This is a genomic window from Faecalibacterium sp. AF10-46 (assembly GCF_003604105.1).
GTDB lineage: Bacteria > Bacillota > Clostridia > Oscillospirales > Ruminococcaceae > Faecalibacterium > Faecalibacterium taiwanense.
In genome coordinates this window covers 135,343-161,681 of sequence record NZ_QVGY01000006.1, presented here as the reverse complement: position 1 = coordinate 161,681, position 26,339 = coordinate 135,343, and the positions used below count along the sequence as shown (strand labels likewise).

Sequence of the window (26,339 nt, the reverse complement as noted above, 5' to 3'; positions counted from 1 at the left end):
ATAGAGTAGCGTTTACACGCAATACATTACGCGACTTCGTGTCGCACCTCGCATTCCGGGTCGCAGATGACGATATCGTCGTCTGTCACGAGAAACGCATTGCAGATCTCGCGCTTTGCGCTGAACGATTTACCGGAGCCGGGGGTGCCGAGGATCAAACCATTGGGATTCTTCAACTTTTTTCTGTCCACCATGATGAGGTTGTTGGACAAGGCGTTCAGGCCGTAGTACAGGCTCTCTTTGCTGCCATCAAAAAGTTCCTGCGTGGTAAAGGGCACAAAGATGGCCGTGCTGCTGGTGGTCAGGCCACGCTGAATCTCGATCTGGCAGTCCGCCAGCGGCAGGCTGCTCATCAGGCCCTGCTCCTGCTGGAAATCAAGGCGGCACAGTTCGCAGTTGTGCTTCTGCGCAATGGAACTGGCCTGAAAAACATTATTTTCCAGTTCTTGCTCGGTTTTGCCGGTGTTCAGGACAAGGAATGTCACCAAAAACATTCGTTCATTCTGCGACTGCAATTCTTTCAGCAGAGCCTTTGCATCACGGCCATAGGTCGCAAGATCGGACGGCAACACGTCCATATCGTACCCGGCGCGCACTGCTTTTTTCTGCTCCTCGATCTTGCTGCGGTCGAGTTCGGTAATCGTGTGCTTGATGGTTTTGATGGCCTTGTTCTGGTCAACCGACTGAATGTGCATGGTGACGATCTGGCTGGAATCCATATCAAGAAAGTCTTTCAGCAGCTGGTCACTCAAATCCGAAGCAGTGATGGACAGGAAGCTGACTGCGCCGAAGATGCCGCCCATCTGAAAGGTACGGCTGTTCTTAAAGGCCAGCGCAGTGGGCGCAATGGCATCCTTTACGGACAGGCCGCTGGGTACAAGGTCTTTCCAGTCAAAGTGAAACTTGCTGGCACCATCCATGTTCAGCATCCCGTGCATCAGCCGCAGACGCTCCGTACCGTCCAGCGGCTTCGCCAAAACGCCGAGCCGATGGAAGTTGTTCATCAAGTCATTCTGGATGTGTTCCAGACGGGGCTTGACCTGCGTCATACTGTCACCCTCGATGCCATAAGTCAGGTACTTCGTTTTGGTCAGGCCGTTGTTGCCTTTGGAAAGCTGCTGCCGCAGCATCTGACTGTACTCAGCTCTGACATCATCAAAGCCGTCCTGCTGATATGGGATGCGGATGGACTTTTCAAAGTCTGCGGAATCGGTGGCAGTGTTTACAAAGGACAGCTCAAAGTGGATGGAGCTATCGAAGAAATTGAGGAAGGAGCACCATTCCTCAAAAATTGCAGTGCGGTCTTCCGGCTGTGCCAACTGATAATTGATATCCTGATACTGGATGGTGCGGGTATAGTAGCCGGGTCGAACACGGCAGGTGCCATCCTCAAACATCCGCTGGAATGGGATGCTTTCCTGCGCCGTGCGGGGTACGTTGGACTTGGGCGGCTTCTTACCGTCCTTATTCTTTTTCAGAAACGGAATCATGGGCTTCATCTCCCTTCATAAGCAGTGCATAGTAGTTGTGTGTCTGATACGGACGTACTTTCGGGCGGATGAACCGTGCCTGAATGTAGTACATCAGGATTTTTTCAGCGGGCTGGCCGTTTTTCTGGTACATAGCCAGAAAGAACATGGGCAGCATGACTGCCATCATACCGAGGGTCGCACCGGTATTGCCTGCGGTATCCCGCAGAACAAAAAACAGCGGCACCCCTACAACTGCCGCTGCACCGAAACAAACAAGCTGCCGTGCGGTCAGATTGAACGCCACTTTGGATTTCACCTTGCTGAAATCGCGCGGAGCAGAAATATAAGCTGCCAAAATTTCACCTCCGAATCAATGGGCACCCAGCAGAGTTTTTGCAACAGAACTGGTCTTGAACAGTGAGAAGCAGAGCAGTACGGTGTATCCCACAATTGACCAGATGGAGCCAATGGCATCACCGGAAATGGCAATGTTTTGGATCAATACGGCATAGATGGCAACACAGATGAGAATCAGGAAGCCCTGAAAGCCCAGCGCAAACAGGGATTTCAGGTAATTCTGTCCGACATGGCTCTGCTCATGGTTGCCCCATGTGGCCATAGGCACTGGGGCCAGACTGACCATCATATAGATCTCAATCATTCTTCCGTACACGATTACAAAAATCACGATGGACAGGATGCGCATGGTAATGCCGATCAGAAAACTTTGCAGGAACAAGCCGAACAGTGGGCCGACATCCATGCTCATCATACTGCTTTCCAGCATCGACAAGCCAATGTCGTTGACCCTCGTATTGCCGCTGATGATGCCGCTGGAATTTGCCACGACCTGCTGGGTTACATCAAATACGGCCATGATGATGTCAAAAGTGTTTGAAATCATCCAGACCGAAATGGCAGTCTTAAAAATCCATTTTAGAATCAATGCTGGTTCAAACTGCGCCATGTTGTTATGCTCTGTAATCATCTGAACCAGTTCGTAACAGGCAATGAAGGTCAGGATGATGCCTGCGATGGGCAGAACCACATTACGGGATAGTGCCTCGATCATGGCAAAAACACGCGGCTCAAAATTGGATGGTTTGGTGCCGACCTGCTGTGCAATGCTGCCTACTTGGGTGTTGACATCATCGAACAGGCCGCTGAGATTGGACATGATGGCTGCTGTCAGCAACGATTTGATCCAATCCGAGATCGCCTTGAGAACTGTTTCCACTCAGAGCCACCACCCATCAGGAAAAATGATTGATCAAATTTTTGAGCAGGTTGAGCAGAAAGATAATGTTCGTCAGAAGCTGCATAAAAGCACCGTCCTTTCAAAATAAAGGTGAGTATTCGGTTTGCAATGCGCTTCCTTATTATAATAAGAAGCCGTTTGCCACGGTGGGGCTGGAAGCTGCTTGCAAGTAATATGTAAGGGCAGCAAATGCCGCCCAAAAAAGATCAGCCGAACAGACCGGACAGCAGGGGTACCAGAGTGATGCCAATCAGGGCCACGCCGCCGCCAGCCATCAGCTGCTTCATGCCCTGACTTTTTGCGGAGGGATTATCGCCGCCGTAGCCTTCCATGAGGTTGACAGTACCCCACACGCCCAGACCGGCACCCAGAGCAACGACCAGAGTCTTCAGAACATCCACTGCACTGTTGAAAAATTCCATAATTGCATCTCCTTTGTTTTGAAAAAGTGACCCTGCACACACCTGAAATCCAGTGATGAACTGCCGCAAACTGCGGCAAGCGCTGATTTGCTGGCGCGCCTTTTGGGCCAGGGTAAAAAATAACCGCTCGTCTTTGTCAGGCGGGCGGGAGTGAATCAACATCCACGAGGACGAACTGGTCATCCGAGTGGATTTTTTCTTTATGGCTCAGATATTTTTCAATATCCAGAGCGTTTTTGGGGTTGGCATCCGATGTTAATTTGTAGTTCGGATGCTGGGTCAAATCGTACTTGTCGCTCAAAAATGGGCGGACACCGCGCAGCTGCAGGATGCACTTGCCACCATCCAGAACAGCAAGCTCATCCCGGCTCATCAGCTCGTGGCCGAGTTTCTGGTAGTTGGTGCCATAGCTTGGGCTATTGCCGCGGGTATCGGAATTGTTGTAGCTGTCGATGGTTTCCTTGCCGAGTGCTTCGGCAAGATCTTTAAGGGTAGTAGGCTCGCTGCCACCCAGAAATATCTGGCTGTCCATGTTGCCCACGATGGTATCCGCATTATCCTTGTAGATGGCTTTCAACTGGCTTCTGGTTTGCAGCACAAGGCAGGCCGAAATCTCGCGGCTGCGGATGGTTGCCACTAGTTTTTCCAGCTGCGGAATCTGGCCAATGTTGGCACACTCGTCGATCAGGCAGCGCACATGGACAGGCAGCTTTCCGCCGTACACATCATCTGCCTTGTCACAGAGCAAATTGAAAAGCTGGGAGTAGATCATGCTGATAAGGAAATTGAACGTGCTGTCTGTATCCGACATGATAAGGAATAAGGCTGTTTTTCGGTCGCCCAGCTTATCCAGCTCCAGCTCATCGTACATGGTCGCATCCCGGATCTCTTGAATATCAAAGGGCGAGAGGCGGGCACCGCAGGAAATGAGGATGCTCTTGGCGGTCTTACCTGCGGCTAACTTGTAAAGTTTATACTGGCGCACGGCAAAGGAATTGGGCTTTTTCTTGCCTAAATCCTCAAACAGCAGGTCAACCGGATTTTGATAGGTTTCATCGTCCTCGGATACCTGCATGGTGTTGAGCATTTCCAACAGTGTTGCGAAGTTTTGCTCCTCAACCGGGGCTTCATAGTGGAGATATGCGATAAGCGAAACGAGCAAAAGCCGCTCCGCCTTGTCCCAAAATGGGTCGGCTCCCTGACCCTCACCTTTTGTGTTGGTCATCAGTGCGGTCACGAGTTTCAGAACATCCTTTTCACTGTGGATATACGCCATGGGGTTATAGTGCATCGACTTGGAAAAGTTGATTGTGTTGAAGAATTTTAGCTTGTAGCTGTACTTTAACAGGGCCTTACCACATTCAACGCCGACTGTACCTTTCGGGTCGGTGACCACGAATGATACCGGAAAATCTTTGGAATTGCATTGCAGCAGATTCGGTTTCAGGACGAAGCGCGTTTTACCACTGCCAGAACCGCCGACTACCAAAACATTCTTGTTTCTGGCGTTTTTCGGATCGGATGGACGGTTGGACATCATCAGCCGTTCCGTTTTGGTGAGGATAATGTTATCCTCAAATTTTTCGGCCATAAATGGGGCAATGTCCTTGGCATTTCCCCACCGGGCAGAGCCGTACTCCATGCCGTGACGGTACTTCTTAGCGTTTTTGCCTTTCAGGTACACCGCCAGCCGCATCCCGGCACCGCAGCACAGACCAATGAACAAGTCAAACGGATGCAGGCTGGGCAGCGGATTTGCAAATGCAGCCGGGAGCGTTCCCATCAGCGACACGATTTTGTCGCCCAACTCCTTACCCTCGGCCAGCCGCCATGACTCGCCCAGATTGGTCGCGGCCAGCCCAATCACCAAATAGGGCAGGTACAGAGCCAGCAGCTTGGTAAACTTTTTCTTGTTCATAAGCCACGTTCCTCCTCTTTGTGCCGTACTTTGTCGGGGAGGTTGGCAATGACCTGTGCCAGATCGTGCAGCTTGGTCAGCACAGAGGGACGCTCGGCCTTGTTCAATACTGCTGCCGAATACTCCTTGAACGCAGCGTTCAGAGCGTCTGCATCCTGTGCCTTGAAGAAAATCAGAAACCGAGGTGGTGTGCAGGACAGGTCTTTTTGGATTGCATAGTCGATGTGATACCGTTTGGCATACTTGTCAAAGTCCTTGATGCCGGTTTTCTGAATCTCGACATTGGTTACACCGCGATTCTGCCGCACCAGCCGTTTCATGGACTGCTTGCCCTGCGAAGCGTGCTTATCGTACTGCCGCAGCAGGAACTGCATCCCATGCAGCAGGGTGCGGGCAGATAGCTTTGTGGTCGAGATGGCAAAGTTGACCGTTTTATGCTCGATTTCTTCCTGCATTGTCACCACCTCCTGTGCAACAAGATGATTTTAACGGTCATGCTCTGCGGGGGGCTTGATGTGGGATTTTTCCTCTGCGGGCTGGACAGCTTCATCCGGGGTGGGCAGAATCACGAGATGACTGCCCAGTTTAACGAAGGTTTCAGGCTGGTGGAAGAACTGCTCATACTTCTGCGCCAGTTCTGGAGAGAGCGAGGCAAAATCTTCCTCACCCAGACCGACTACCAGAAAATTTCCTGCGACCACATCATAGGTCTGGCCGTGTTCATCCCGCAGGGCGCGATTCATGGGCAGACCGAGCAGTTTGCCCTCATCGTTGCACACGATGGCCACCGGGTCAGTAAAAGGATAAGTGGCTGTGATCGTGCCGCCGACGGCATCCTGCAAATCCTTCAGGTCGGTGCCGATGCTGATTTTCTGCGGATACGCACCGGGCTGAACCAGAAGAACATCCAGCTTCTCTTTGTTTTCAGAAAGTTCGTGTTCGCCCACGGTTTTGAAGTCAACGTCGATAAAGTCCTTGGAATCGAGGACATAATCATCGTTGTTCCATGATTCCGTGACCATCCGCTCTGCTTCCTCCTGCGAGGCAGCTTCTACGGATACCGTGCGCTGAAGCGTTTCGGTGATCTCCACATCAAATTTTTTCATAGGCTTCCTCACTCCATGCAGATGCAGGGCAACTTCTGATCGTCAGCCATCAGGGTAATGCTGTGACCTGCCAGATACTTCTGGAAGCGGTAGAGTTCATCCATGGACAGCGAAATAATGTCACCGTCCATGTCGATGCGCATCAGGATGACCGGACCGGTCAGATAGTGCTTGCCGCCCAGTTCCAGCACCTGCGCCGGGTTGTAGCAGAGCATCAGGGTGCTGTCAGGGATGTTGACACAGGCATCATCTTCATCGAAACAGGGCAGGATGTCGGGGGCTTCGTCCAGCGTGATAACGGTAAGTTCCATGTTAGGTGCGATGGCGGCGAGATAGATTTCGCCGTTCTTTCGCCCATCCTCCATGATGGTGAGGACGCGCATATCAATGGTGATTTCTTCAGAACGGATGGTACGGGTAGTGTTGTTCATAGGCTTTTCTCCTTTATTTGCAAAAGAAAAAGACCCAATCGGGTCTTTCAGTACGGTATGGTCAGCGTTCGTTCTCACGCTGCTGTTTGCGCTGCCAGCGTTCCAGCAGCATGATGATGGTATCTTCCATCTGCTTTGGCGTGTAGTTACGGGGAAAGTATTTCCGCAAGGTGTCATTTTTGATAATCACCTTATCCAGTTCGTCTTTTTTCGGCTCGCCCATCACAGCAAAGGCAACGTCATACGAGAAATGTCCTTCCTGTGCCAGCTTTTTAAGCCGCTGTGCCTGTGAGAGTGATGGGAAGTTCTGCGTATCGTTCATGGCTTCTAAAAAATCCCGCTGTTGGGCTTCGTCCAGATAGGACAATTCCACAGCGGGATTGAACGAAATTTTCTTTTCATCTACTATGTCAAGTAGTTCCGGGATAAGATTGGTCAGACGGATGAAACGTTGAATCTGATTGCGACTTTCACCAAGTTCTTCGGCCATGATTTGGTCGGAACGTTTTTGTGTCCCAATTTGGGACACATTTTCTTTTGACGGTCTACCGCTAGTTCTTTTCATGGCTTCCAACTTCATCTTGTACGCAAAAGCCCTTTCGCTGGGCAAAATGCTCTCGCGCTGGAGATTGCTGTCCACCATGAGCAGGATGGCGGCATCATCATCCATTTCTCGGACAATGACAGGAAGTGTGTCCAGCCCGGCAAGCTGAGCAGCGTGCTGGCGGCGGTGGCCGGAGATGATTTCATAACCACCCTCTGGTCGGGGCCGGGCAATAAGCGGCGAAAGTACTCCGTACTGTTCAACGCTTTCCACAGTGCGCTGCATGGATTCATCGTCCAGCACCTTAAAAGGATGGTTCTTGAACGGAAACAGTTCTGCAAGGGGAATTTGTTGCACCTGCTCCCACTTTTCCTCCTGCCGGGATTCTTCGGTGGAGAAGATGTCATCTGCTGCTTTCAGTGACACGTTTAAGCTGCTTTTCGGCATCGGCCAGCACCTCCTTCGTCAGAGATTGATAGGCTTCCGCTACTTTACCCTTTGGGTCATAGGTGAAAATGCTTTCGCCGGTCGTGCTGATTTCAGCAGCACGGACAGAGCGTGGAATGGTTGGCTCAAATACCTTGATTTTTCCGCCATAGGCTTGGCGGATCAGATTACTGATTTGCTTGTCGTAAGTGGTGCGGCTGTCTGTCATGGTCAGCAGGATGCCCTCGATTTTTAAGTGAGGGTTTATCTGTCGCCTGACTTTCTGGACGGTCTGGAGCAGTTGCTCCAAACCTTTAACCGGAAGATACTGCGCCTGCACCGGAATCAATGTCGTATCTGCCGCAGCTAAGGCATTGACCGTCAACATACCGAGGGAAGGAGTGCAGTCAATCAGGATATAGTCGTACTCGCGTTTTGCGCTTTCCAGCACCTGCTTCAGCATCTTCTCCCGGTTCATGGTATTGACAAGGGATACTTCCAGACCTGCCAGCTCGATGTTGGCAGGAATCAGATCAACCCCTTCATCATGGTGCAGGACACCTTCACCGGGCAGAATACTCTGGTCGTTCATGGCTTTTGCCATCAGGGTGGAAAGGGTAGTGGGCAGCTCATCGGGCTGCTGCCAACCCATGCTGATGGTCAAGCTGCCCTGCGGGTCAGCATCCACTAGCAGAACTTTTTTGCCCTCGGCAGCAAGGCCGATGCCCAAATTTTCGCAGGTCGTGGTCTTGCCGGTGCCGCCTTTCTGGTTGACAATGGCAATCGTGGTACATTTCTTTGCGATAAAATCACCCCCTTTGGGAACCGTGCGCAAAGTCATGGTTCGTTCGATTTTGATAGGTCAGCTGCATCGTGGTCGGTGCGTTGTACAGAGAAGCGAGCAGATATTGTTTCATGTTTCGGATCGGGCTGCTGTTCTCTGCAAGGCACTTCAACACAAATTGGATGTGGTCGGCGTTCAGCTTCATAAAGCGGCTGCGCACGACTTCGGCGGGCTTATCGTCCCCAGCAATGCGCAGCATCTTGCGATTGGTGGCGCAGGTGTCCACCAGCAAATCTACGATCTGATAGAGGGTGTCCTCATCGTCCGGGCAGAGCCGGAGCAGAGTGTCCACCTCCAAAGACTGTGAAAAATATTCTTCCAGTTGTTCGCGTTTGCTCATCCCATCCTCTTCTTCCGAATAGAAAGGATAAGTTTCACTCTTTTCAGTATTATTTTCATCAGTCTTATTACATCGTGATTTTGCAGGGTCTTGACTTGCGCTTTTGAAGCCTCCAGAATCGTGAAAATCACGATTCTGGAATATTGATTTTGACGATTCTGCCGAAAAGTTTTTCACATACACCAAACTTGGCTTGCCCAAACCTCTGCGTTTTCGTTCAATCAAACCAAATTCTTCAAGTTCCCGCAGCAGCTTGGTCGCTTTGTTGTCTGCGCAACACAACGCCCTCTTGACATCCTCAATCGTGAAGATGATGAACACCAGGCCCTGCTCGTCCAGCCAGCCATTTTTAGCAGACAGGCTCATGCGGTCGAGCAGAATACCGTACAGTGTTTTGGCATCGGTTGACAAGTTCTGGAATCGTGGTTCCTGAAACAGTGCTTTGGGGATGCGGTAGAATGAGAAAAGTTCTCCGGCCTGTCCATAGAAGTAATCAAGGGTCATGCTGATTTTTCAACGGTGTGTCCTTTTTAATGTTCAAAATAAGACCTCCTATCTTTTGGGAGTAAATAAAAACAGCACACTATTTTTGTTGAAAAAGTAGTGTGCTGTGCGGTACAATATTCGATATGATTAGTCATCCAAAAGATAATCGATGAGATATTCTTTAGGAATCATGAAAGATCGGCCAACTTTCAGGCAGCGAATCCTGTGCTGATGCACCCGCCGTATCACGGCAGTCTGGCTTTTGAAGCCTAATAATTTTGTTGCATCCTCCACGGTAAGAACATCGGGATAGTTTGCAAACATTTTCTCGTAAAGTTCTTTTGCTTGAATTTTATTCATCATCCTTGACTTTCCTTTCATTTTGTGCCTAAGCAGAGGGGCGTTTAGCTCTGCATCCCTCCTAAATATCCCTCCAATTTTCTTTTGGACGTTCCAAATTGAAAAACCGGGATAGAGGGAAAAACAATCGAAAAGTCGTAAGTTTGGGCGAAAACATAGCGCAGATGCGCTAAAAAACATTTTTTGCGCCGGGAACTAGATATCGCCAGATATCACTGGATGGCACCAGATGGAAGATGAGTATAAAAACTCAAAATCCCTTGTGCTAATAACACGTGTGGGTTCGACCCCCACCACCGGCATAAAAAGGAAGCCCTCCAGCTTGTCTGGGGGGCTTTCTTTTTATCTGCGGCGTGTGAGCGGGTCGAACAGCACGACCCTGCACAGCAGGGGAGCAATCAGCCCTGCGGGCTGTTGCTCAGTGCGCGGGAGACCCCCACCACCGGCATAAAAGCCCATCAGGCATTCATCCGATGCCGTTAAGTTAAGAGGCTAAAGAAAAATAGACTTCATCAAAAAGATGAGGTCTATTTTTTTTTGAAAAAGATCAGAAACAAATTTTGTGCACCCTTTGCCGGATATGCCAAGGCCCCCACAGAACACGGGATCTGCAGGGGCCTTGCGGGCAATATTTTTACAGCATTTTGACCGCCAGTGCTTCACTGGTGCGATCCTGTGCGGCGTTGGCATTTTCGGGGTCGTCCATGGTGTAGCGCAGCACCAGCACTTCAGCCACATACAGCAGCGCCACCTTGACCGGGATGTTGCCGGAGTCCAGCGGGCTTTCCTGCGCACCACACAGCAGCACGATATCCGCCAGCTTTGCGCCGGGCGAATCCTCATAATGGGTGAGCAGAATGATCTTTGCGCCCGCCGCCTTGGCCGCGCGCAGCGTTTCCAGCATATCGCGGGTAGCGCCGGAATAGGAAACGAACAGCACCACATCCTCCGGGGTCATCAGGCTGGCCGTGATCAGCTGCATATGGCTGTCGCCTGCCGTGCGGAACTTGGTGGAGATGCAGGCAAAGCGGGCGCAGATATCATTTGCAATATACATGCTGCCGCCCTGACCAAGGCAGTACACCTGCCGGGCCTTGTGCATCAGTTCCGAAGCCTTGTCCACCGCCTCCGGCGAAAGACTGTTCTGGGTGCCATTGATAGTAGTCATCAGCAGGGCGCTGGCGTGCTCGCACAAAGCTGCCGTGTCGGCATCCGGCTCCGGCACATGCTGGTTGACCAGTGCACCGGTGGCGTTGGCCTGCGCCAGCGCAATGCGCATTTCATGATAGCCCTCAAACCCCAGCGCCCGGCAGAAGCGGAACACCGTTGCCTCTGCCACACAGCACTCCTTTGCCAGCGAGGAGATGGACAGATACTGTGCCTCTGCCGCGTGCTGCACAAGATAGTCCGCCACGGTGCGGCCCGATTTTGTCAGGTCGCCCTGATGCTGCTGCAGCAGCTCCCAAAAATTCGTTGCCATTTTTCTTTTTCCTCTTTTCCGGCGCAGCAGTCCACCGACCCGGATCAGCTGCCGACCGTTTCATTCACCTTTATAAAAAGTATAAAAGAATCGTCCCCGCTTCGCAAGAGACGCATTGCCCACATTTTGGCCCGCAGTTCTGTGCAGAGCACACAGTTTTGGCGGAAAAGCCGGCCATTCTGTGAAAATATCTTTCAATTTTACATTTTTGTTTAGAAAAACATTTTCACTATCGTTTTGGTGGGTTTGTACCATTTTGTAATAATTTCAGAAGAGTAAAGCAGAATTTTCTTTGCATTTCAACATATATCCCACACTTTTGTGCACAATGCACACTGTCATTCTGAAAATTTATGAAAACCATGAATGGACAAAATGAAAATATTTTTCTATAATGGAGCCATCAAGAGCGGCCGCTGGCACGGCAGGCCGCCAACAACGTGAAGCATCTTGAATGCGAAGGAGAAACTACTATGAAAAACTGCATTTCCCGCCGTTCGTTCCTGAAGGCCGCTGGCATTCTGGGCGCAGCCGGCGCTCTGGCCGCATGCGGCGGCTCTTCTGCAAGCACCAGCACTGCTGCTTCCACCGCAGGTTCTACTGCTGCAAGCGCAGCTGCTTCTTCCACCAGCATCAAGCTGTGGACATACCCCATCGGCGGCTGGGGCAATGACGACACCGTTCAGGGTCTGGTTTCCAGCTTCAACGCAAAGTATCCTGACATCAAGGTCACTGTGGAGTATCTGGACTACACCAACGGCGACGATCAGGTGAACACCGCCATCGAGGGCGGCAGCGCACCCGATCTGATCATGGAAGGTCCCGAGCGTCTGGTTGCAAACTGGGGCGCAAAGGGCGTCATGGCTCCGCTGAACGACCTGTGGACCGACGATGCCAAGAAGGACATTTACGAGTCCGTTGAGTCCGCCTGCAAGGACACTGCCGGCAACTACTACGAGTATCCCCTGTGCATGACCGCACACTGCATGGCCGTGAACATGACCAAGGTCAAGGAAGTGGGCGCTGACCAGTACATTGATACCGACAAGCATACCTGGAGCACCGACGGCTTCCTGAAGACCGTTGATGCCCTGTACAACGGCGGTTACGAGAACGTTGCAGCCATCTACTGCGCAGGTCAGGGCGGTGACCAGGGCACCCGCGCCATCATCAACAACATGTACGGCGGCACCTTTACCGATGCAGCCCACACCAAGTACACTGCCGACTCTGCCGAGAACATCAAGGCGATCCAGACCCTGCACGACACCAAGGGCATCAACTTTGACGCTTCCATCGCAGGCGGCGACGAGATCACCCTGTTCCGCAACGGCACCCTGCAGATGGCATTCTGCTGGAACATTGCACAGCAGGCCAACAGCGACAACAACGCCGCCGGTCTGACCAACGATGGCGACGAGATCTTCCCCATGGCCTTCCCCACCGAAAGCGGCGACCCGAAGCTGTGCGGCGGCATCTGGGGCTTCGGCATCTTTGATAACGGCGACGAGGCCAAGATCGAAGCAGCCAAGACCTTCATCGACTTCATCGCTGCCGACCCCGATCAGGTCAAGGACAGTGTGCTGGCTTCCACCTACTTCCCGGTCCGCACCAGCGTGGGCGATATCTACGCCGACAACGAGATCATGAGCGAGTACAGCAAGTTCATGGCTTATCTGGGCGACTACTACCAGATCACTCCGGGCTGGGCAACCGCACGTACCGAGTGGTGGAACATGCTGCAGCGCGTCGGTTCCGGTGAGGATGTCGAGACTGCCGTCAAGACCTTTGTGGACAACGCAAACGCTGCCGCACAGGCATAAGCCCATCCACTCTGCCGGGGGCAGATAATTATTGACGCTTCGCCCCTTCCTCGAAGATCCCGACGAGGGAGGGGCTTTATTTGTAAAAAAAAAATCATAACCGAAAGGAACGGTGATTCTCTTGGCTGCAAAAACGGCGATCAAAGAGCCTAAGCGCAGCAGTGCGCTGGTACGGCGCGAGACCTTCGCTTCCTATTGCTTCCTGCTGCCCAGCCTGATCTTCTTTCTGGGCTTCGTCATTTACCCCATGGTGCTGTGCGTGGTGACCAGCTTCTTCGATTCCACCATGAACCGTGCCGATATCTTTGTGGGGCTTGCAAACTATAAGGAACTGTTCACAGACCCCATCTTTCTGGGTGCTCTGAAGAACACCTTCATCATCGTGGTGGTGTCCGTGCCCGTGACCTGCGCCTTCTCGCTGTGGGTCTCCTCTGCCATCGTAGACCTGCCCGAGTGGGCTACCAGCCTTTTCCGTTGCGTGTTCTACCTGCCCGTGGTCACCGGCTCTGTGGCTGTTACCGTGGTGTGGAAGTGGATGTACAACAACTACTATGGCATCTTCAACTATCTGGGCAAGACTCTGGGCTTCATTGACAAGAACATCAACTGGCTGGGCGATGAGCGCTTTGCTCTGGGCTGCATCATCCTGATCCTGCTCACCACCTCTGTGGGCCAGCCCATCGTGCTGTACGTTTCCGCTCTGGGCAATGTGGACCAGTCCATCGTGGAAGCCGCAGAAGTGGATGGTGCCACCGATTTCCAGTGTTTCTGGAAGATCAAGTGGCCCGCCATCATGCCCACCACCCTGTACATTCTGGTCATTACCACCATCAACTCCTTCCAGTGCTTTGCGCTGATCCAGCTGCTGACTTCCGGCGGCCCCAACCACAGCACCGATACCATCATGTACTACATCTACTACACCGCCTTCAAGCTGTACCGCTACGGCTACGGCAACGCAATGGGTGTTGTGCTGGCAATCATCATCGCCATTCTGTCGGCTGTCCAGTTCAAGCTGGGCAATCAGGATAATTAAAGGAGGTGCCGGACAATGAGTGCAAATGCCGCTGCAAAAAAGCAAAAACCGTTGAAGCGTCACCCCAGCAAGCTCAAGAGAATGAGCGCCTACATGATCCTGACGCTGATCCTCATCAGCATCGTTGCGGTGCTGTTCGCCTTCCCGCTGTACTGGATCATCACCGGTTCCTTCAAGACCGGTGCCGCCATCAACGCCACCACCCCGGAATGGTGGCCCAGCCAGTGGGTGCTGACAAACTATCAGAAGCTGTTCTCCGGCAAGAGCGCCCCGCTGTGGCAGCTGGCTGTGCCCTTTGGCTCCAAGTTCAGCGCTAACGGCGAGCCCATCTACTTCTCGGTAGGCCCCACCGCTCCCGCTGCCATCCGCTGGATGATCAACACCGTGTTCATGGCCGTCATGTCCATGATCCTCACCTGCATCACCGCCGCCATGGCCGGCTATGCACTGGCAAAAAAGCGCTTTGTAGGCCGCAAGCTGCTGTTCACCCTCATCGTGTGTGCAATGGCTCTGCCCAAGCAGGTCATTCTGATCCCCCTGCTGCGCGAAATGAGCAGCCTGAACCTGTACAACACCATCTGGGCCGTCATCTTCCCCATCGTGGGCTGGCCCTTTGGTGTGTTCCTGATGAAGCAGTTCAGTGAGGGCATCCCCACTGAGATGCTGGAAGCGGCCCGCATCGACGGTGCAAGCGAGGCCAAGACCTTCATCGACATCGTGCTGCCCATGGTCAAGCCGGGCATCGGTGCACTGGCCATCTTTACCTTCATCAACAGCTGGAACGACTACTTCATGCAGTTGATCATGCTGTCCAGCACCAGCAACCTGACCATCTCGCTGGGCATTGCAAAGCTGCAGGCTGAGAACAGCACCGACTTTGGCCTGATCATGGCAGGTGCCGCACTGGCTGCTGTGCCTATCATCATCATCTTCCTCATTTTCCAGAAGTACTTTACCAAGGGCATCGCAATGGGTGCTGTTAAGGGCTAAAATCCCGACCGCCGCCTGCGGGCAAAGACTTCCCCCGGCCGGGGGAAGATGTCGCGCAGCGACAAAAAGGGGCATGCAGGGAGGGATTTTTGGCGCAGCGGTCTGCAAGACGCAAGGCCCGCCCAAGGGCCGAAGCGGATGCAGGGCACCGCAAGAGGGCGCTGATGCCGCTGCCCGGAACAGAAAGCGTACGAGCTTGATGCAAAACCATTTCATCTGTATTTATTACTATTTTTAAAGAAGGGTTTGGAACATGAAAGATATCAAAAAATATCAGGGTGTCATCCCCGCCTTTTACGCCTGCTACGACGCAGAGGGCAACATTTCCACCGAGGGTGTCAAGGCCCTTACCCGCCATCTGATCGCCAAGGGCGTCAAGGGCGTGTATGTAGGCGGTTCCTCCGGCGAGTGCATCTACCAGCACGTGGATGAGCGCAAGGCCGTTCTGGAAGCCGTGATGAGCGAAGCCAAGGGCAAGCTGACCGTCATTGCGCATGTCGGCTGCAACAATACCGCCGACAGCGTGGAGCTGGCCCGCCATGCCGAGAGCGTGGGTGTGGATGCCATTGCATCCATTCCTCCCATCTACTTCCACCTGCCGGAGTACGCCATTGCAAAGTACTGGAACGATATGTCCGCTGCTGCTCCCAACACCGAGTTCGTCATCTACAACATCCCGCAGCTGGCAGGCACCGGCCTGACCATGAGCCTGCTGAAGGAAATGCTCAAGAACCCCAATGTAGTGGCTGTGAAGAACAGCTCCATGCCCACGCAGGACATCCAGATGTTCAAGGATGCCGGCATCGCCGCCCGCGGCGAGGGCAACTTTGTGGTGTTCAACGGCCCCGATGAGCAGTTCGTTTCCGGCCGCGTGATCGGCGCAGACGGCGGCATCGGCGGCACCTACGCTGTTATGCCGGAGCTGTATCTGGCTATGAACGAGCACATCAACAAGGGCGAGATCGAAGCCGCACGCGCCATCCAGTACGAGGCCGACCGCATCATCTACAAGATGTGTGAAGCCCATGGCAACCTGTACGCCGTGCAGAAGGAGATCCTGCGCCGGATGTACGGTCTGGAGCTGGGCGGCGTGCGTGAGCCGATGCCCGGCCTGATCCCGGAAGATGAAGCCATCGTGGCCGAAGCACAGGCCATGATCGAAGCTGCCATCGCAAAACTGTAAAATTGAAGCAGTGCCCCTCTCCGTCTCTTTTCAGAGGGGAGAGCGGGCGCTTGTTTTTGGAGGAACGTTTTATGATCTGTGATACCCTGCAGCACCTGACGCGCTACAAGGGCCTTTGCAAAAATCTCGACACGGCCATTGATTACCTGCTGACCCACGACCCTGCCAGCCTGCCTCTGGGCCGCACCGAGGTGGATGGCGAGGAAGTATTCATCAACACGATGGATGCCACGCTCCATTCGGACGATGGCTACCACCCGGAATATCACAAAAAGTACGCCGACCTGCAGCTCGACATCACCGGCAGCGAGGGCTGGGGCTTTACCACAAATCCCGGCAGGGAGATCGGCGATTTTACCGGCGACTGCGGTTTTCAGGACAGCGCCAGTGTCGTGACCGGCACACTGGGCGAGGGACGCTTTGTGCTGTTCTTCCCTACTGAGCTGCACAAACCCGGCCTTGTACAGCACGGCTGTGTGGGCGTGCGCAAGGCTGTTGTAAAGATTCGGATGGAGGATTGAACGATGGATAAGGAAAAGCTGTTTGCTCAGATCAAGGGTGGTCTGATCGTCTCCTGTCAGGCACTGGAGACAGAGCCCCTGTACACGAAAGAAGGCGGCGTGATGCCGCTGATGGCGAAAGCCGCCGCCATGAGCGGTGCTGTGGGCATCCGTGCCAACACCGTGCGCGACATTACCCAGATCAAGCAGGTGGTGGATCTGCCGGTCATCGGCATCATCAAAAAGGACTACCCCGGCACGCCCATGTACATCACCGTTACCATGAAGGAAGTGGACGAGCTGGTGGAGTGCGGGGTAGACATTCTTGCCGTGCAGGGCACCGGTGCCCTGCGCCCGGACGGCTCCACCTCTGCCCAGTTCATCCGCACCATCAAGGCAAAATATCCCGACCAGCTGGTGATGGCGGACTGCGACAACTTTGAGAACGCCATGGCCTGCGCCGAAGCCGGTGCCGACTTTGTGGGCACCACCATGCGCGGCTACACCCCGGAGACAAAAGGCATTGACGATATCGACTTTGATTTTGTCCATAAGCTGGTCGCAGAGTGCCCGGCAAAGGTCATTGCCGAAGGCCACATCCACTACCCGGAGCAGGCGGTCAAGGCGCTGGAAGCCGGTGCATTCGCACTGGTGGTGGGCGGTGCCATCACCCGCCCGGCAGAGATCACGGCCCGCTTTACCGGTGCCATCAACGCCGCAAAAAAGTAAAATGGAGTGTGCCGGATGAAACAGTATTTTGGCATTGATATCGGCGGCACTGCCGTCAAGCTGGGCATCGTGGACGAGACCGGCAGGGTGCTGCTCAAAGGCGAAGAGAGTGTCAGTTTTGACGGCTACCAGACGCCTGTTCTCACCACCGTGCGCAAGGCCGCAAAGGAGTTTTTGACTACAAATTCCATCCCGGTGGAAAGTCTTGCGGGCATCGGCGTTTCGGCCACCGGTCAGATCGACAGCCGCAAGGGCATCGTGGCCGGTACCTGCGGCAACTTTCCCAATTACATCGGCAGCCCTATCAAGGCTGTGCTGGAAGAGGACTTCGGCCTGCCAGTCACAGTGGCCAACGACGCCAACTGCATGACGCTGGGTGAAGTGTGGGTCGGCGCTGCACAGGGCTATACGGACGTAATCGGTGTGACCCTTGGCACCGGCGTGGGCGGCGGCATCCTGACCGGAGGCCATTTATTAGAGGGTGCACGGGGCCTTGGCGGTGAGCTGGGCCACTACCGCACCCACGCACTGGACGGTGTGGACTGTACCTGCGGCGCAAAGGGCTGCTGGGAACGCTACGCTGCCACCACCGCGCTGGTGCGCGCCGCACAGGAAAAGGACCCCGATTGGAAGGATGGCCGCGCCATCTTTGCCGCAGCCGAAGCAGGCAGCGAGACAGTTCTTGCCCTGCTGGACCACTGGACGGACGAGATCGCACAGGGCCTTGCAGGCATGGTGCACATCTTCAACCCGCAGCTCATTTTGATCGGCGGCGGCGTGAGCGCGCAGCAGAAACTGCTGATCGAACCCATTGCCGCAAAGGTGAAAGCATCGGTCATGCCCGCCTTTGCAGAGGGGCTGGAAGTGCGCGCCGCTCAGCTGCACAACGATGCCGGTATGGTGGGCGCAGTGTACTACTTCCGGCAGACCATGGAAAAGGAGTAATCATATATGAAAACACATATCCTCTGTCTGGGTGATTCCAACACCCACGGCTACTGTGCCGACCCCAACGACTGCGCCGACCATGGCATCCGCTTCAATGAAGAGGAGCGCTGGACCTGCCGCCTGCAGAAGGCGCTGGGCGACGAATACCTTGTGACCGAAGAGGGACTTTCCGGCCGCACCACCGTATTTGTGGACCCCATCCACGAATCTATGGATGCCCTCAGCGTCATCTATGCCCTGCTCAAGAGCCACGAGGTCATCGACCTGCTCATCATCATGCTGGGCACGAACGATGTGAAGGAGCGCTTTGGTGCCAATGCCGCCTGCATTGCTGCAGGCATGGAGCGGCTCATCCTCAAAGCCAAGAGCGTAGACTGCTGGGGCACCAAACAGCCCAACATTCTGGTGGTGGCACCTCCTCCCATCGGTGCAGGCTTCCACGATGCTGTGATGGGCGATGGCTGTGTGGAGAAGTCTGCCGGTGTGGCAGAGCAGTTCCGCATCATCTGCGAACGGCAGAGTGTGCACTTCCTGAACGCAAAGGACTGCGAGTTCAACAAGGTGGATTTCATGCACCTGACCCGCAAGGGCCACGCACAGCTGGCGGAGCTTCTGGCAAAAGAAGTGCCGGGCCTGATCTGAGCACGATTTTAAATGCTCTCCGCTTCGCTCTGAGCATCTTTAGTGGAATTATTATTTTTATTGGGTTCTCAAAAAGCCTGCGGGCTTTTTGAGAACTTTTTTCACGAAATAGGGTCATAACCACAAACGGCATCAAACTCACAAGCAGCCTATATTTTATTTTTAATTTCCGTTTTGTTCATCTTGTAAAACATAGCAGAATCGGCTATACTTTCCGCAGAAAGAACCATTGAAAGGAACTGTGCCATGCCTGAACTTTTAAAAGCGCCTGTCACCCCTGCTCAGCAGGCAAGAGATACCCTTTTGGGTGCCCTTGTGGGCCTTGCAAGGGCCACCACCAGCGAGCCCAAAACGGACGACACCGACGAGGTGCTGAACGCCGGTCTGCGCCTTGCCGCGCAGCCGGATGCACCGGAGGAAAGGCTGCAGCGGATGCTTGCCATCGTCCAGACTGAAAAACACCGCGTTGCCCCGGGCTGCGCCACCTGTGCCATGCCCTGCGGCAACACGAACGATTACGATTTTGTCCGCCTGTGGGCTGCGCCCGAGAGTATCCACACCCTCAAGCTGCAAATGCTTTCCACCGCGTTTGCGCTGGCCCAAAAGCGCCCGCAGGGTCAGGCGCAGGCCGCCGTTTATCAGCTGCTGTTCACCCTTGCCGAGGACTGGGACGAGGAGCTTCTTACCCCTGTTGTGCAACACGCCGAGGAGCTTTGCCGGGAGTAAATCCGGGCCGGAAAGCCGCCGCTTTTACCCGCCGGGTTTGTAGTGGGAGCGTTCCCGGCACAAACCAGAAAGGTCCGCCTTTTTTGCGTGTTTTTGTGGCAGTTCCGTAATACTGCTGCATCAAAATGCATTTCAATGAGTTTCACACCTGATTTCCTGCCTTTTTCCGAAAGTTTTTTGCAAAAAAGACTTTACAAACCCTTTCTAAAAACTTATTATATAAGTAATATATTTCATGGAGCCAATGCTGTGCAGCCCCCTGTGCAGCATCCAAATACGATCAAGGAGGGGTTCATCTATGCCCGAAAAGAAAAAGACCGCAGCGGCTGCTCCTGCTGTGGAAGCTCCTGCCGCTGAGGCCAAGGAGTCTAAGACCCGTAAATCTGCCAAGGCCCCTGCACGCCGCGGCCGTCCTCCGCTTGCACCGGAGCTGTATGTGGAGTTCAGTGGCAAGCAGTATAACGTGACCGATATCATCGACCGTGCCAAGGCCGATTACCGCGCTACCCACAAGGTTGGCGTGCAGTCCTGCAAGGTATACGTCAAGCCCGAGGAAGACGCTGCCTATTACGTGATCAACAAAGTCTCCGGCAAGCTGGAGCTGTAACTTTTCCTGTATTCTTTTCTCCTGCTGCAAAGCACTCCGCACCTGTTTTGCGGCGGGTTGTCCGTTCCCACACAAGGCTCCATTTTAAACCGTAAAAAAAGCTGCCCTGCATCCAAAAATGCAAGGCAGCTTTTCATTTTACATCAAACCATCTTTTCCAGATCGGATGATGCTGGATCACGGGGTCCGGGTCCGGGATCTCGAACACATAGCGCTCGGTAGCGTTGATCACGGTGGTCTTGCCGCGGGTGCACACGCGCGGCAGCTTTGCATCATAGTTCAGGTGCACATGGCCGTGCACGAACCACTGCGGCTCGTATTCATCCATCAGATCATTGAAGCACGCAAAACCCTTGTGAGCATGATCCGTGCTGTCGTTCAGGCCAGCCGCCGGGGAGTGGGTGAGCAGCAGGTCGATGCCGCCCACATGATGGGCCTTGCGCCAGAGTTTGCGCACACGGCGGCGCATTTCCCTTTCCGTATACTGGAAGCTGTCCTCCCGGTTATTGTAGCGGATGCTGCCGCCCAGTCCCATAATGCGCAGGCCCTTCCACACATACACGCTGTCGTCCACACAAATGCATCCGCCAGGTTCATTTTCCCTGTAACTGCCGTCGTGGTTGCCGTGGACATACAAGATGGGCGCAGCCGTAAAGTTCGTAAGATATTCCAGATACTTCTGCGGCAGATCCCCGCAGGAAAGGATCAGGTCGATGCCTTCCAGATGTTCGCGGGTACCGTAGTCCCACAGTGCTTTAGAGGGCACATCCGAAATTGCAAGAATTTTCACATCGGTTTGCTCCGTTCTCTCTCGGCCTGAGGGCCGCTTATTTCACAAACCCTTTCAGGGTATTGAGGCCGTTGATCGCCATCAGCGTATGCGTTTTTACATCCAATTCATCGTAGTGCGGCAGCGCACCTTCCACGCATTCGTCCAGCCAGTCCATCTCCATCAATTCCTTGGGACTGTAGACCACGGCCTCCGGCGAGTGCAGCACATGCCCCTGCGCGTACAGGTCTTCCGGGAAGATGCGCAGGTCGTTCTCGCTCAGCATCTTTTCCATCAGGTCCAGCAGCTGTAAAGTGCCTGCGGGCAGGTCTTTGCTGTAATCGATCTCCTCTGCGCCGCTGCGCATCCCCCACCAGTAATTCACGGCTCTGGCTCCCGCTGCATCGTTGTCCCACGCTCCGTCAAAAATGGAACGGATGATCTCGGTATAAAAGGTATCCCACCGCCACACCGGCAGGCCCAGCGGCTGCAGGGTGCCGTCCGGCTGGCGGCGGCACAGACCGTAGTCCCGGTGGGTGCCTTCCGGCTCGCGGTTATCACGGGCATAGAAGATCTCCACATCCGGCCGGTCAGAGAAATCCAGCGGGTGTGCCGGGTCCGGCAGGCAGGCCCAGCGCAGCACCACCTTTGCGTCCGGGCGCACGGTCTTCAGGCCCTGCGCATAGGCGTTTACTGCCGCCGGGATGCCGTACACCGGGTTTGCCGCCACATAGCCCACGCGGTCGGTCTTGGTCAGTACACCGGCCAGAATGCCCAGCAGATAGGTCACTTCATACGTGCGGGGATAGTAGGTGCGCACCAGCGGGTGCGGTGCGTTGAGCGAGCAGTTCAGGATGCGGGTCTTGGGGTGCTGGGCCGCCACCTTCAGGCAGGCGGTATGCATCCGGGCACTTGAGGTGAACACCACGTCGGCATTGTCGTGAGCCACATCCTCCAGCACCTGCTCCGCGTCCACCTCAGGCTCAATGTTCTCTTTGCGGGTGATGAATACCCGGTCCGGGAACGCCTGCTGCAGCGCTTCGATGCCCTTGTCGTGGGCACGCACCCACGCGCTGCTCTCGGCATTGTGCTCGTGCAGGAACACCACCCGCAGCTCGCTGGGCTTTGTAAAGATGTTCAGCTTTGCCAGCAGCGGTTCGCCGGGGCCCTGCTTCGGCTCCAGCGAAAGGGCCACGGCCTGCGGCTCGGTGAGCACCTTCACCTCATCCCACAGCTTTTCCAGATTCTGCTTCATCTGGCTGGGCGTGCTCTCGCAGGCATCCGCGTAACGGTAGACTGACAGATACACCAGCATGGCATCGCCGGCAGTCAGATTCAGTCCGCCGCCGCCCAGAGCCAGAAACTGCTGGCGGAACATGGTATAGAAGGCGGAAAAGCTCAGCCGGTCATCATCCGTCCAGCTTTCACCGCTGGCCTTGCACACCAGCGTCTGCAATTTTGCGTAACCCCCCAGACGGGAGAAATGCACATCGTTGACCTTGGAGAGCTTGTAAAAATCCAGAAATTCGTAGTAGATACGGTTTTCCAGACTATCGTTCCGTTCCGGGATGAGCCGCGTGACCGTGCCCGCGATCCTGACCGCATCAAAATACTTGAGCACCGATACCCGCTTGTTGCCTTCCTGCACATAGAATTTGTTCAGAAACTCATAGGCGATGATGGGGGTGTGGATTCCTTCTTCCAAATGCGCATCGCAGAGGTTCGACCACTTGGCTGCAAACTCGGTGTCCGGCTCCAGCAGGGGCATAAAGTTCGGTGCAAAGGCGGTGTGACGGCCGCTGGTCTTTGTTCCGACGATGCTTTCCGCCGGGAGCTCCACAAGGCCCAGCGGCTCCTGCGCCACGATGTTCACATTGACCAGAATATCGTCCAGCACTGCAAGATACGGCGACTGGCCGCGCGCCACACAGGCACGGTAAGCGCGCTGACCGCTCTTCAGTGCGTTCTTGTAATCTTCCAGCATAGTTGCTCCTTTTTCTCAGCTGCAATGCGCTGCAGCCAGCTGCCGCAGCGTCCTTCTTTAGTATACCATGAAATTTGATTTTATGGGAGGATTTTCCGCACAAAAGAGTTGATTTATCCTGCAGTTTCAGGTACGATAATAGAAAGCAAACAATGATAGGAGCATTCTTTCCATGCAGACCGAACAGATCCCCGTACTCAAGGCCGACGAATATCCCGGCGGCATCTGGTATTACGAGCCGCATACATATCAGCCTTACCGTTACATACTGGGCCGCATTGGCACCCACCCGCTGGTATGCATTGGCATCAACCCCAGCACCGCCCAGCCCGGTGCGCTGGATCCCACCTTGAAAAGTGTGGAGCGCCTTGCCGCCGCCAACGGCTTTGACAGCTGGATCATGTTCAACGTGTATCCCCAGCGCGCCACCGACCCTAACGATATGGACCGTGTGCCGGACCGCGCCCTGTGCGACGAAAACCTGCGCTGGCTCCGGGCAGTTCTGGCCCAGACCGAACCCACCATGTGGGCAGCGTGGGGCACGCTGATCGAAAAGCGGGACTATCTGCCCGGCCTGATGCGGGAGATGGTGGCCCTGACGCGGGAACGGGAGATCCCGTGGGTCACCTTTGGCCGGCGCAGCAAAAAGGGCCACCCCCACCACCCGCTGTACCTGCGCAAGGATTCCACCCCCGAACCCTTTGATGTGGAAAATTATCTGGACACCTGCTTTTAATTTTTCAGGTGCCCGATGCGGAGGGATCTTTTTGACCTCAGAACATTATCACGCCCTGCACAGCTGGATGGATGCCCACCCCACAGCCAAGCGCTGTGTGGTGGCACTGGATCGCTGGCTGCCGCTCATCCCTTTTGTATGTTATCCGGTGCTGCTCTGCCTGCTGAACGTCCGGCTGTTTCGGCTGCTGGGCAGTCAGCGTCAAGCCGCGCTGGATCTCACCGCCGTCATTGCGCGGACGGTGTTCGTGCCGGGGCTTACCTTCTGGGGCGGCACCATCCTGCGGGACAGGCTGAACCTGCCGCGTCCCTATGAACAGCCCGGCTTTGAACCGCTGCGGCACAAGGAGACTCGGGGACACTCCTTTCCCTCCCGCCACGCACTGAGCGCTTCCGTGCTGGCCATGGTATGGATGTATTTCTACCCGAAGGCGGGCTGGGTGATGGTGGGCATCACGGTGCTCATCTGTGTTGGCCGTGTGCTGACCGGCGTGCACCATATCCGCGATGTCGTGGGCGGAGCCGCGCTTGGCTTTGCTTTGGGCTTTGCGGGCATGTGGCTGCTGTAAAGCAGTGCTTTGCGGGCTTTGAAAAAAGAAAAAAGATTTTTGCATTTTTTGCTTGACAGAATGGGGCCTGTATGGTATTATACTTCTCGCAGCGTGTGCCGACACACAGCTGCCGCCATAATGGAACCCATGGGATTACAACGTGCGCCCGTAGCTCAGGTGGATAGAGCAACTGCCTTCTAAGCAGTGGGCCGGGGGTTCGAGTCCCTTCGGGCGCATCTATGTGGTGCCCATAGCGTAGTCGGTTAACGCGCCAGATTGTGGATCTGGAGACCGTGGGTTCGAGTCCCACTGGGCACCCCACCAAAAAATCCGCTGATGCTTTGCATCGGCGGATTTTTTATTTGGTGGGCGTGCCCAGTGGGGCTCGAACAAGGCGGCTCTGACGCATCAGCGGCAGAGCAACCAACAGCCCAGTGGGCTGTTGGTTAGCCTGCGGGTCCCAATCAGTAGGAATGTCTACCAAGACAAATGCTGTGCTGATGCTTTGCATCGGCGGATTTTTTTATTTGGTGGGGTGCCCAGTGGGACTCGAACAGCACGCCATTATTTTCTGCTAAAAAAGCATGTGCAGAACACCTCTGGCCGGAACGGCTCCTGTGTGCTCTGCACATGCTTTTTATTGTTTGATATCCATCCGCACGGTCAGCGCTTCATCTGCTGCAGGATCTGTGCGATCTCTGCGCTGGAATAGCCATCCTGCCGCAGTGCGGTGCTGATGCTGGTATCGCTCTTGCCCTGGCTGCGCATCAGCATGGCCATGTAGGGCACCGTCACATTCCGGGAGGTGTCACTGCCCAGACGGGTTGCAGTGCCTGTGCTGCGGCTGGCCGTACCGGAGGACGTACTGCCCGTACCAGGGCCGCCAGTCTTACTGCCTGCCGCCGTGCTGCCAGCGCGGCTTGCTTTCTGCGCTGCATTGGACTTTTTCAGGTTCCACTCGCCCAGTGCGATGTTCAGCTTCTGGCTTGTGACATCGTTGTTGAATTTCTGCTGGTTGAGTTTGTCCTGATACTCCCGCTCGCTCGTCTCGTTCTCGTAGCGCTGCTGGTTCAGGCTGTCCTGATACTGACGCTCCTGCAGCTGCTGGTTCCACTGAGTGTCCGCACGGGCTGCCTCGTACTGACGGTTGCCGGAGTAGATGTTATAGCCGGTATTCAGCAGGCCGCTCAGCATGGAGCCAACGCCCGTGGTGCCGCTGAGAACGATCTGCACCGCATCGCCCAGCACACCCAGCACGGTCATCACATTGTTGAACACCTGCTGGCGGCGTGTTGCCTGCTGCTGTTCCTGCGCGGAGTAATAATCGTGCAGGGTTCCCAGCTGGCTCAGATAATCCTGATACTGCCCGTAGTCCTGTGCATAGGCGTTGTTGTATGCTTCGCCCTTCTGCTGCAGCTGGGTGTAGTAGTCCGAGAGCTTGTTGTTGTACTGCTGCTGGGCATCCTGTTCGCTGTTGTTCAGCTGATCCAGCTGGCTCACCAGCTCGTTGCCGCCGCTGGTATACGTATCCAGCGCCAGACTGTACAGCGTGGGGATGGCGCTGCTCAGCGCACCGATCTGCTGCTGATACGCCTGCTGGGCGGCGCTCGTGGCATAGCTGGAGCCATAACCGCCGGTCAGGGCTGCAGCCTGCGCCGCAGCATCTGCGCTGGCGTTGTGGGCGTTCTGCAAATAGTTCTGCTCGTACTGGCGGTAGAGCGGATCCTTGGTGTAGCTGTACTGGAAGCTCTCACGCTGCAGCAGCTGGTTCAAAAGCTGGTCGATCCGCTCCTGATAGCTGCTCTGATAATCGCCCGGGCGGTTTGCCTGCCACTCCTTCAGCGCATCTGCAGCATCCGTCACGGTCTGGCTGGGCTTGTAGCTGGAATTTGCCAGCGCGTTTTCCACCTCCGAGCGGTTTTCCAGTCCTGCCGCCGAATAGCCGCTCTGCACGGCAGGCTGGCCGCTGCCCTCCGTCTGCACCTGCACAGCGGCAAGCGCTTCGTCCTTTTTCTTTCTGTTTGCCATA

The 26,339-nt window shown here is 54.8% G+C and carries 27 protein-coding genes, 2 tRNA genes and 1 pseudogene; 14 read left to right on the top strand and 16 right to left on the bottom strand.

Features of this window, described 5'->3' with window-relative positions:
• Positions 1-53: 53 nt before the first annotated feature.
• From DWV57_RS08565 to DWV57_RS08510, 13 genes and pseudogenes are all read right to left on the bottom strand, one after another.
• Positions 54-1,490, bottom strand: a pseudogene (locus DWV57_RS08565) (conjugal transfer protein TraE); the annotation flags it as partial.
• Positions 1,465-1,827, bottom strand: coding sequence for a PrgI family protein (locus tag DWV57_RS14520; RefSeq protein WP_165853683.1), 363 nt, complete (start codon positions 1,825-1,827; stop codon positions 1,465-1,467). The gene DWV57_RS14520 and the pseudogene DWV57_RS08565, both read right to left, overlap by 26 nt.
• Positions 1,828-1,842: 15 nt before the next feature.
• Positions 1,843-2,709 (bottom strand): VirB6/TrbL-like conjugal transfer protein, CD1112 family, encoded by an 867-nt coding sequence (locus DWV57_RS08560; RefSeq protein WP_120020536.1) that lies wholly within the window; start codon positions 2,707-2,709, stop codon positions 1,843-1,845.
• A gap of 227 nt (positions 2,710-2,936) precedes the next feature.
• On the bottom strand, positions 2,937-3,152 hold the full coding sequence (locus DWV57_RS08555) for a Maff2 family mobile element protein (RefSeq protein WP_120020535.1): 216 nt from the start codon (positions 3,150-3,152) through the stop codon (positions 2,937-2,939).
• Between the two features lie 136 nt (positions 3,153-3,288).
• Positions 3,289-5,070, bottom strand: a complete 1,782-nt coding sequence (locus DWV57_RS08550; RefSeq protein WP_120020534.1) for a VirD4-like conjugal transfer protein, CD1115 family — start codon at positions 5,068-5,070, stop codon at positions 3,289-3,291.
• On the bottom strand, positions 5,067-5,525 hold the full coding sequence (locus tag DWV57_RS08545) for a PcfB family protein (protein ID WP_120020533.1): 459 nt from the start codon (positions 5,523-5,525) through the stop codon (positions 5,067-5,069). Before DWV57_RS08545 ends, DWV57_RS08550 begins: the two co-directional genes overlap by 4 nt.
• A gap of 30 nt (positions 5,526-5,555) precedes the next feature.
• Positions 5,556-6,176, bottom strand: coding sequence for a DUF3846 domain-containing protein (locus DWV57_RS08540; protein ID WP_120020532.1), 621 nt, complete (start codon positions 6,174-6,176; stop codon positions 5,556-5,558).
• Between the two features lie 8 nt (positions 6,177-6,184).
• Positions 6,185-6,607 (bottom strand): hypothetical protein, encoded by a 423-nt coding sequence (locus DWV57_RS08535; protein WP_120020531.1) that lies wholly within the window; start codon positions 6,605-6,607, stop codon positions 6,185-6,187.
• A gap of 61 nt (positions 6,608-6,668) precedes the next feature.
• Positions 6,669-7,598 carry a ParB/RepB/Spo0J family partition protein gene (locus DWV57_RS08530; RefSeq protein WP_120020530.1) on the bottom strand — a complete coding sequence of 310 codons (930 nt, stop codon included), beginning with the start codon at positions 7,596-7,598 and terminating at the stop codon, positions 6,669-6,671.
• Complete coding sequence (locus DWV57_RS08525) at positions 7,555-8,418, bottom strand: ParA family protein (RefSeq protein WP_120020529.1); 864 nt, start codon at positions 8,416-8,418, stop codon at positions 7,555-7,557. The genes DWV57_RS08530 and DWV57_RS08525 overlap by 44 nt, the downstream gene beginning before the upstream one ends.
• Positions 8,387-9,265, bottom strand: coding sequence for a DUF6017 domain-containing protein (locus DWV57_RS08520; RefSeq protein ID WP_120020528.1), 879 nt, complete (start codon positions 9,263-9,265; stop codon positions 8,387-8,389). The genes DWV57_RS08525 and DWV57_RS08520 overlap by 32 nt, the downstream gene beginning before the upstream one ends.
• Before the next feature lie 129 nt (positions 9,266-9,394).
• A complete protein-coding gene (locus DWV57_RS14515; RefSeq protein WP_165853682.1) occupies positions 9,395-9,610 on the bottom strand; it encodes a helix-turn-helix domain-containing protein in 216 nt (71 codons plus the stop codon).
• A 631-nt stretch (positions 9,611-10,241) separates the two neighbouring features.
• Positions 10,242-11,087 (bottom strand): MurR/RpiR family transcriptional regulator, encoded by an 846-nt coding sequence (locus DWV57_RS08510; RefSeq protein ID WP_118529080.1) that lies wholly within the window; start codon positions 11,085-11,087, stop codon positions 10,242-10,244.
• Between the two features lie 473 nt (positions 11,088-11,560).
• On the opposite strand from DWV57_RS08510, the gene DWV57_RS08505 reads away from it, so the two are divergent.
• The 10 genes from DWV57_RS08505 (at position 11,561) to DWV57_RS08460 (ending at position 20,271) form a co-directional block, all read left to right on the top strand.
• Positions 11,561-12,910, top strand: a complete 1,350-nt coding sequence (locus tag DWV57_RS08505) for an ABC transporter substrate-binding protein (RefSeq protein ID WP_120020526.1) — start codon at positions 11,561-11,563, stop codon at positions 12,908-12,910.
• A 112-nt stretch (positions 12,911-13,022) separates the two neighbouring features.
• Entirely contained in the window at positions 13,023-13,946 is a 924-nt protein-coding gene (locus DWV57_RS08500) for a sugar ABC transporter permease (protein WP_207666247.1), read from the top strand.
• Positions 13,947-13,961: 15 nt separating this feature from the next.
• Positions 13,962-14,936, top strand: coding sequence for a carbohydrate ABC transporter permease (locus DWV57_RS08495; protein ID WP_005944590.1), 975 nt, complete (start codon positions 13,962-13,964; stop codon positions 14,934-14,936).
• Between the two features lie 253 nt (positions 14,937-15,189).
• Positions 15,190-16,119, top strand: a complete 930-nt coding sequence (locus tag DWV57_RS08490) for a dihydrodipicolinate synthase family protein (RefSeq protein WP_120020525.1) — start codon at positions 15,190-15,192, stop codon at positions 16,117-16,119.
• A 71-nt stretch (positions 16,120-16,190) separates the two neighbouring features.
• Positions 16,191-16,640 (top strand): YhcH/YjgK/YiaL family protein, encoded by a 450-nt coding sequence (locus DWV57_RS08485; RefSeq protein ID WP_005944594.1) that lies wholly within the window; start codon positions 16,191-16,193, stop codon positions 16,638-16,640.
• A gap of 3 nt (positions 16,641-16,643) precedes the next feature.
• The gene (locus DWV57_RS08480; RefSeq protein ID WP_120020524.1) at positions 16,644-17,348 is read left to right on the top strand and encodes an N-acetylmannosamine-6-phosphate 2-epimerase; all 705 of its coding nucleotides are present in this window, start codon (positions 16,644-16,646) and stop codon (positions 17,346-17,348) included.
• A 15-nt stretch (positions 17,349-17,363) separates the two neighbouring features.
• Positions 17,364-18,293, top strand: a complete 930-nt coding sequence (locus tag DWV57_RS08475; protein ID WP_120020523.1) for an ROK family protein — start codon at positions 17,364-17,366, stop codon at positions 18,291-18,293.
• 6 nt (positions 18,294-18,299) lie between these two features.
• Complete coding sequence (locus tag DWV57_RS08470; RefSeq protein ID WP_118529068.1) at positions 18,300-18,938, top strand: GDSL-type esterase/lipase family protein; 639 nt, start codon at positions 18,300-18,302, stop codon at positions 18,936-18,938.
• A gap of 246 nt (positions 18,939-19,184) precedes the next feature.
• Positions 19,185-19,664: a hypothetical protein gene (locus DWV57_RS08465; protein ID WP_120020522.1), complete on the top strand. Its 480-nt coding sequence runs from the start codon at positions 19,185-19,187 to the stop codon at positions 19,662-19,664.
• 298 nt (positions 19,665-19,962) lie between these two features.
• Positions 19,963-20,271, top strand: coding sequence for a DUF6465 family protein (locus tag DWV57_RS08460; protein WP_005944609.1), 309 nt, complete (start codon positions 19,963-19,965; stop codon positions 20,269-20,271).
• Positions 20,272-20,404: 133 nt separating this feature from the next.
• Here the strand turns inward: DWV57_RS08460 and DWV57_RS08455 are convergent, their stop codons facing one another.
• Positions 20,405-21,061, bottom strand: coding sequence for a metallophosphoesterase family protein (locus DWV57_RS08455; protein ID WP_097776402.1), 657 nt, complete (start codon positions 21,059-21,061; stop codon positions 20,405-20,407).
• Between the two features lie 37 nt (positions 21,062-21,098).
• Entirely contained in the window at positions 21,099-23,024 is a 1,926-nt protein-coding gene (locus DWV57_RS08450) for a BMP family ABC transporter substrate-binding protein (RefSeq protein ID WP_120020521.1), read from the bottom strand.
• A 172-nt stretch (positions 23,025-23,196) separates the two neighbouring features.
• Between DWV57_RS08450 and DWV57_RS08445 the strand changes: the two genes are divergently transcribed.
• The 4 genes from DWV57_RS08445 (at position 23,197) to DWV57_RS08430 (ending at position 24,631) form a co-directional block, all read left to right on the top strand.
• The gene (locus DWV57_RS08445; protein WP_097776400.1) at positions 23,197-23,760 is read left to right on the top strand and encodes a DUF1643 domain-containing protein; all 564 of its coding nucleotides are present in this window, start codon (positions 23,197-23,199) and stop codon (positions 23,758-23,760) included.
• Positions 23,761-23,791: 31 nt separating this feature from the next.
• Complete coding sequence (locus DWV57_RS08440; protein WP_118529060.1) at positions 23,792-24,328, top strand: phosphatase PAP2 family protein; 537 nt, start codon at positions 23,792-23,794, stop codon at positions 24,326-24,328.
• Positions 24,329-24,472: 144 nt separating this feature from the next.
• A tRNA-Arg gene (locus tag DWV57_RS08435) sits at positions 24,473-24,546 on the top strand.
• 8 nt (positions 24,547-24,554) lie between these two features.
• A tRNA-His gene (locus DWV57_RS08430) sits at positions 24,555-24,631 on the top strand.
• 342 nt (positions 24,632-24,973) lie between these two features.
• Here DWV57_RS08430 and DWV57_RS08425 read toward each other — a convergent pair.
• On the bottom strand, positions 24,974-26,338 hold the full coding sequence (locus DWV57_RS08425) for a cell envelope biogenesis protein TolA (RefSeq protein ID WP_120020520.1): 1,365 nt from the start codon (positions 26,336-26,338) through the stop codon (positions 24,974-24,976).
• Between the last annotated feature and the right edge of the window lies 1 nt (position 26,339).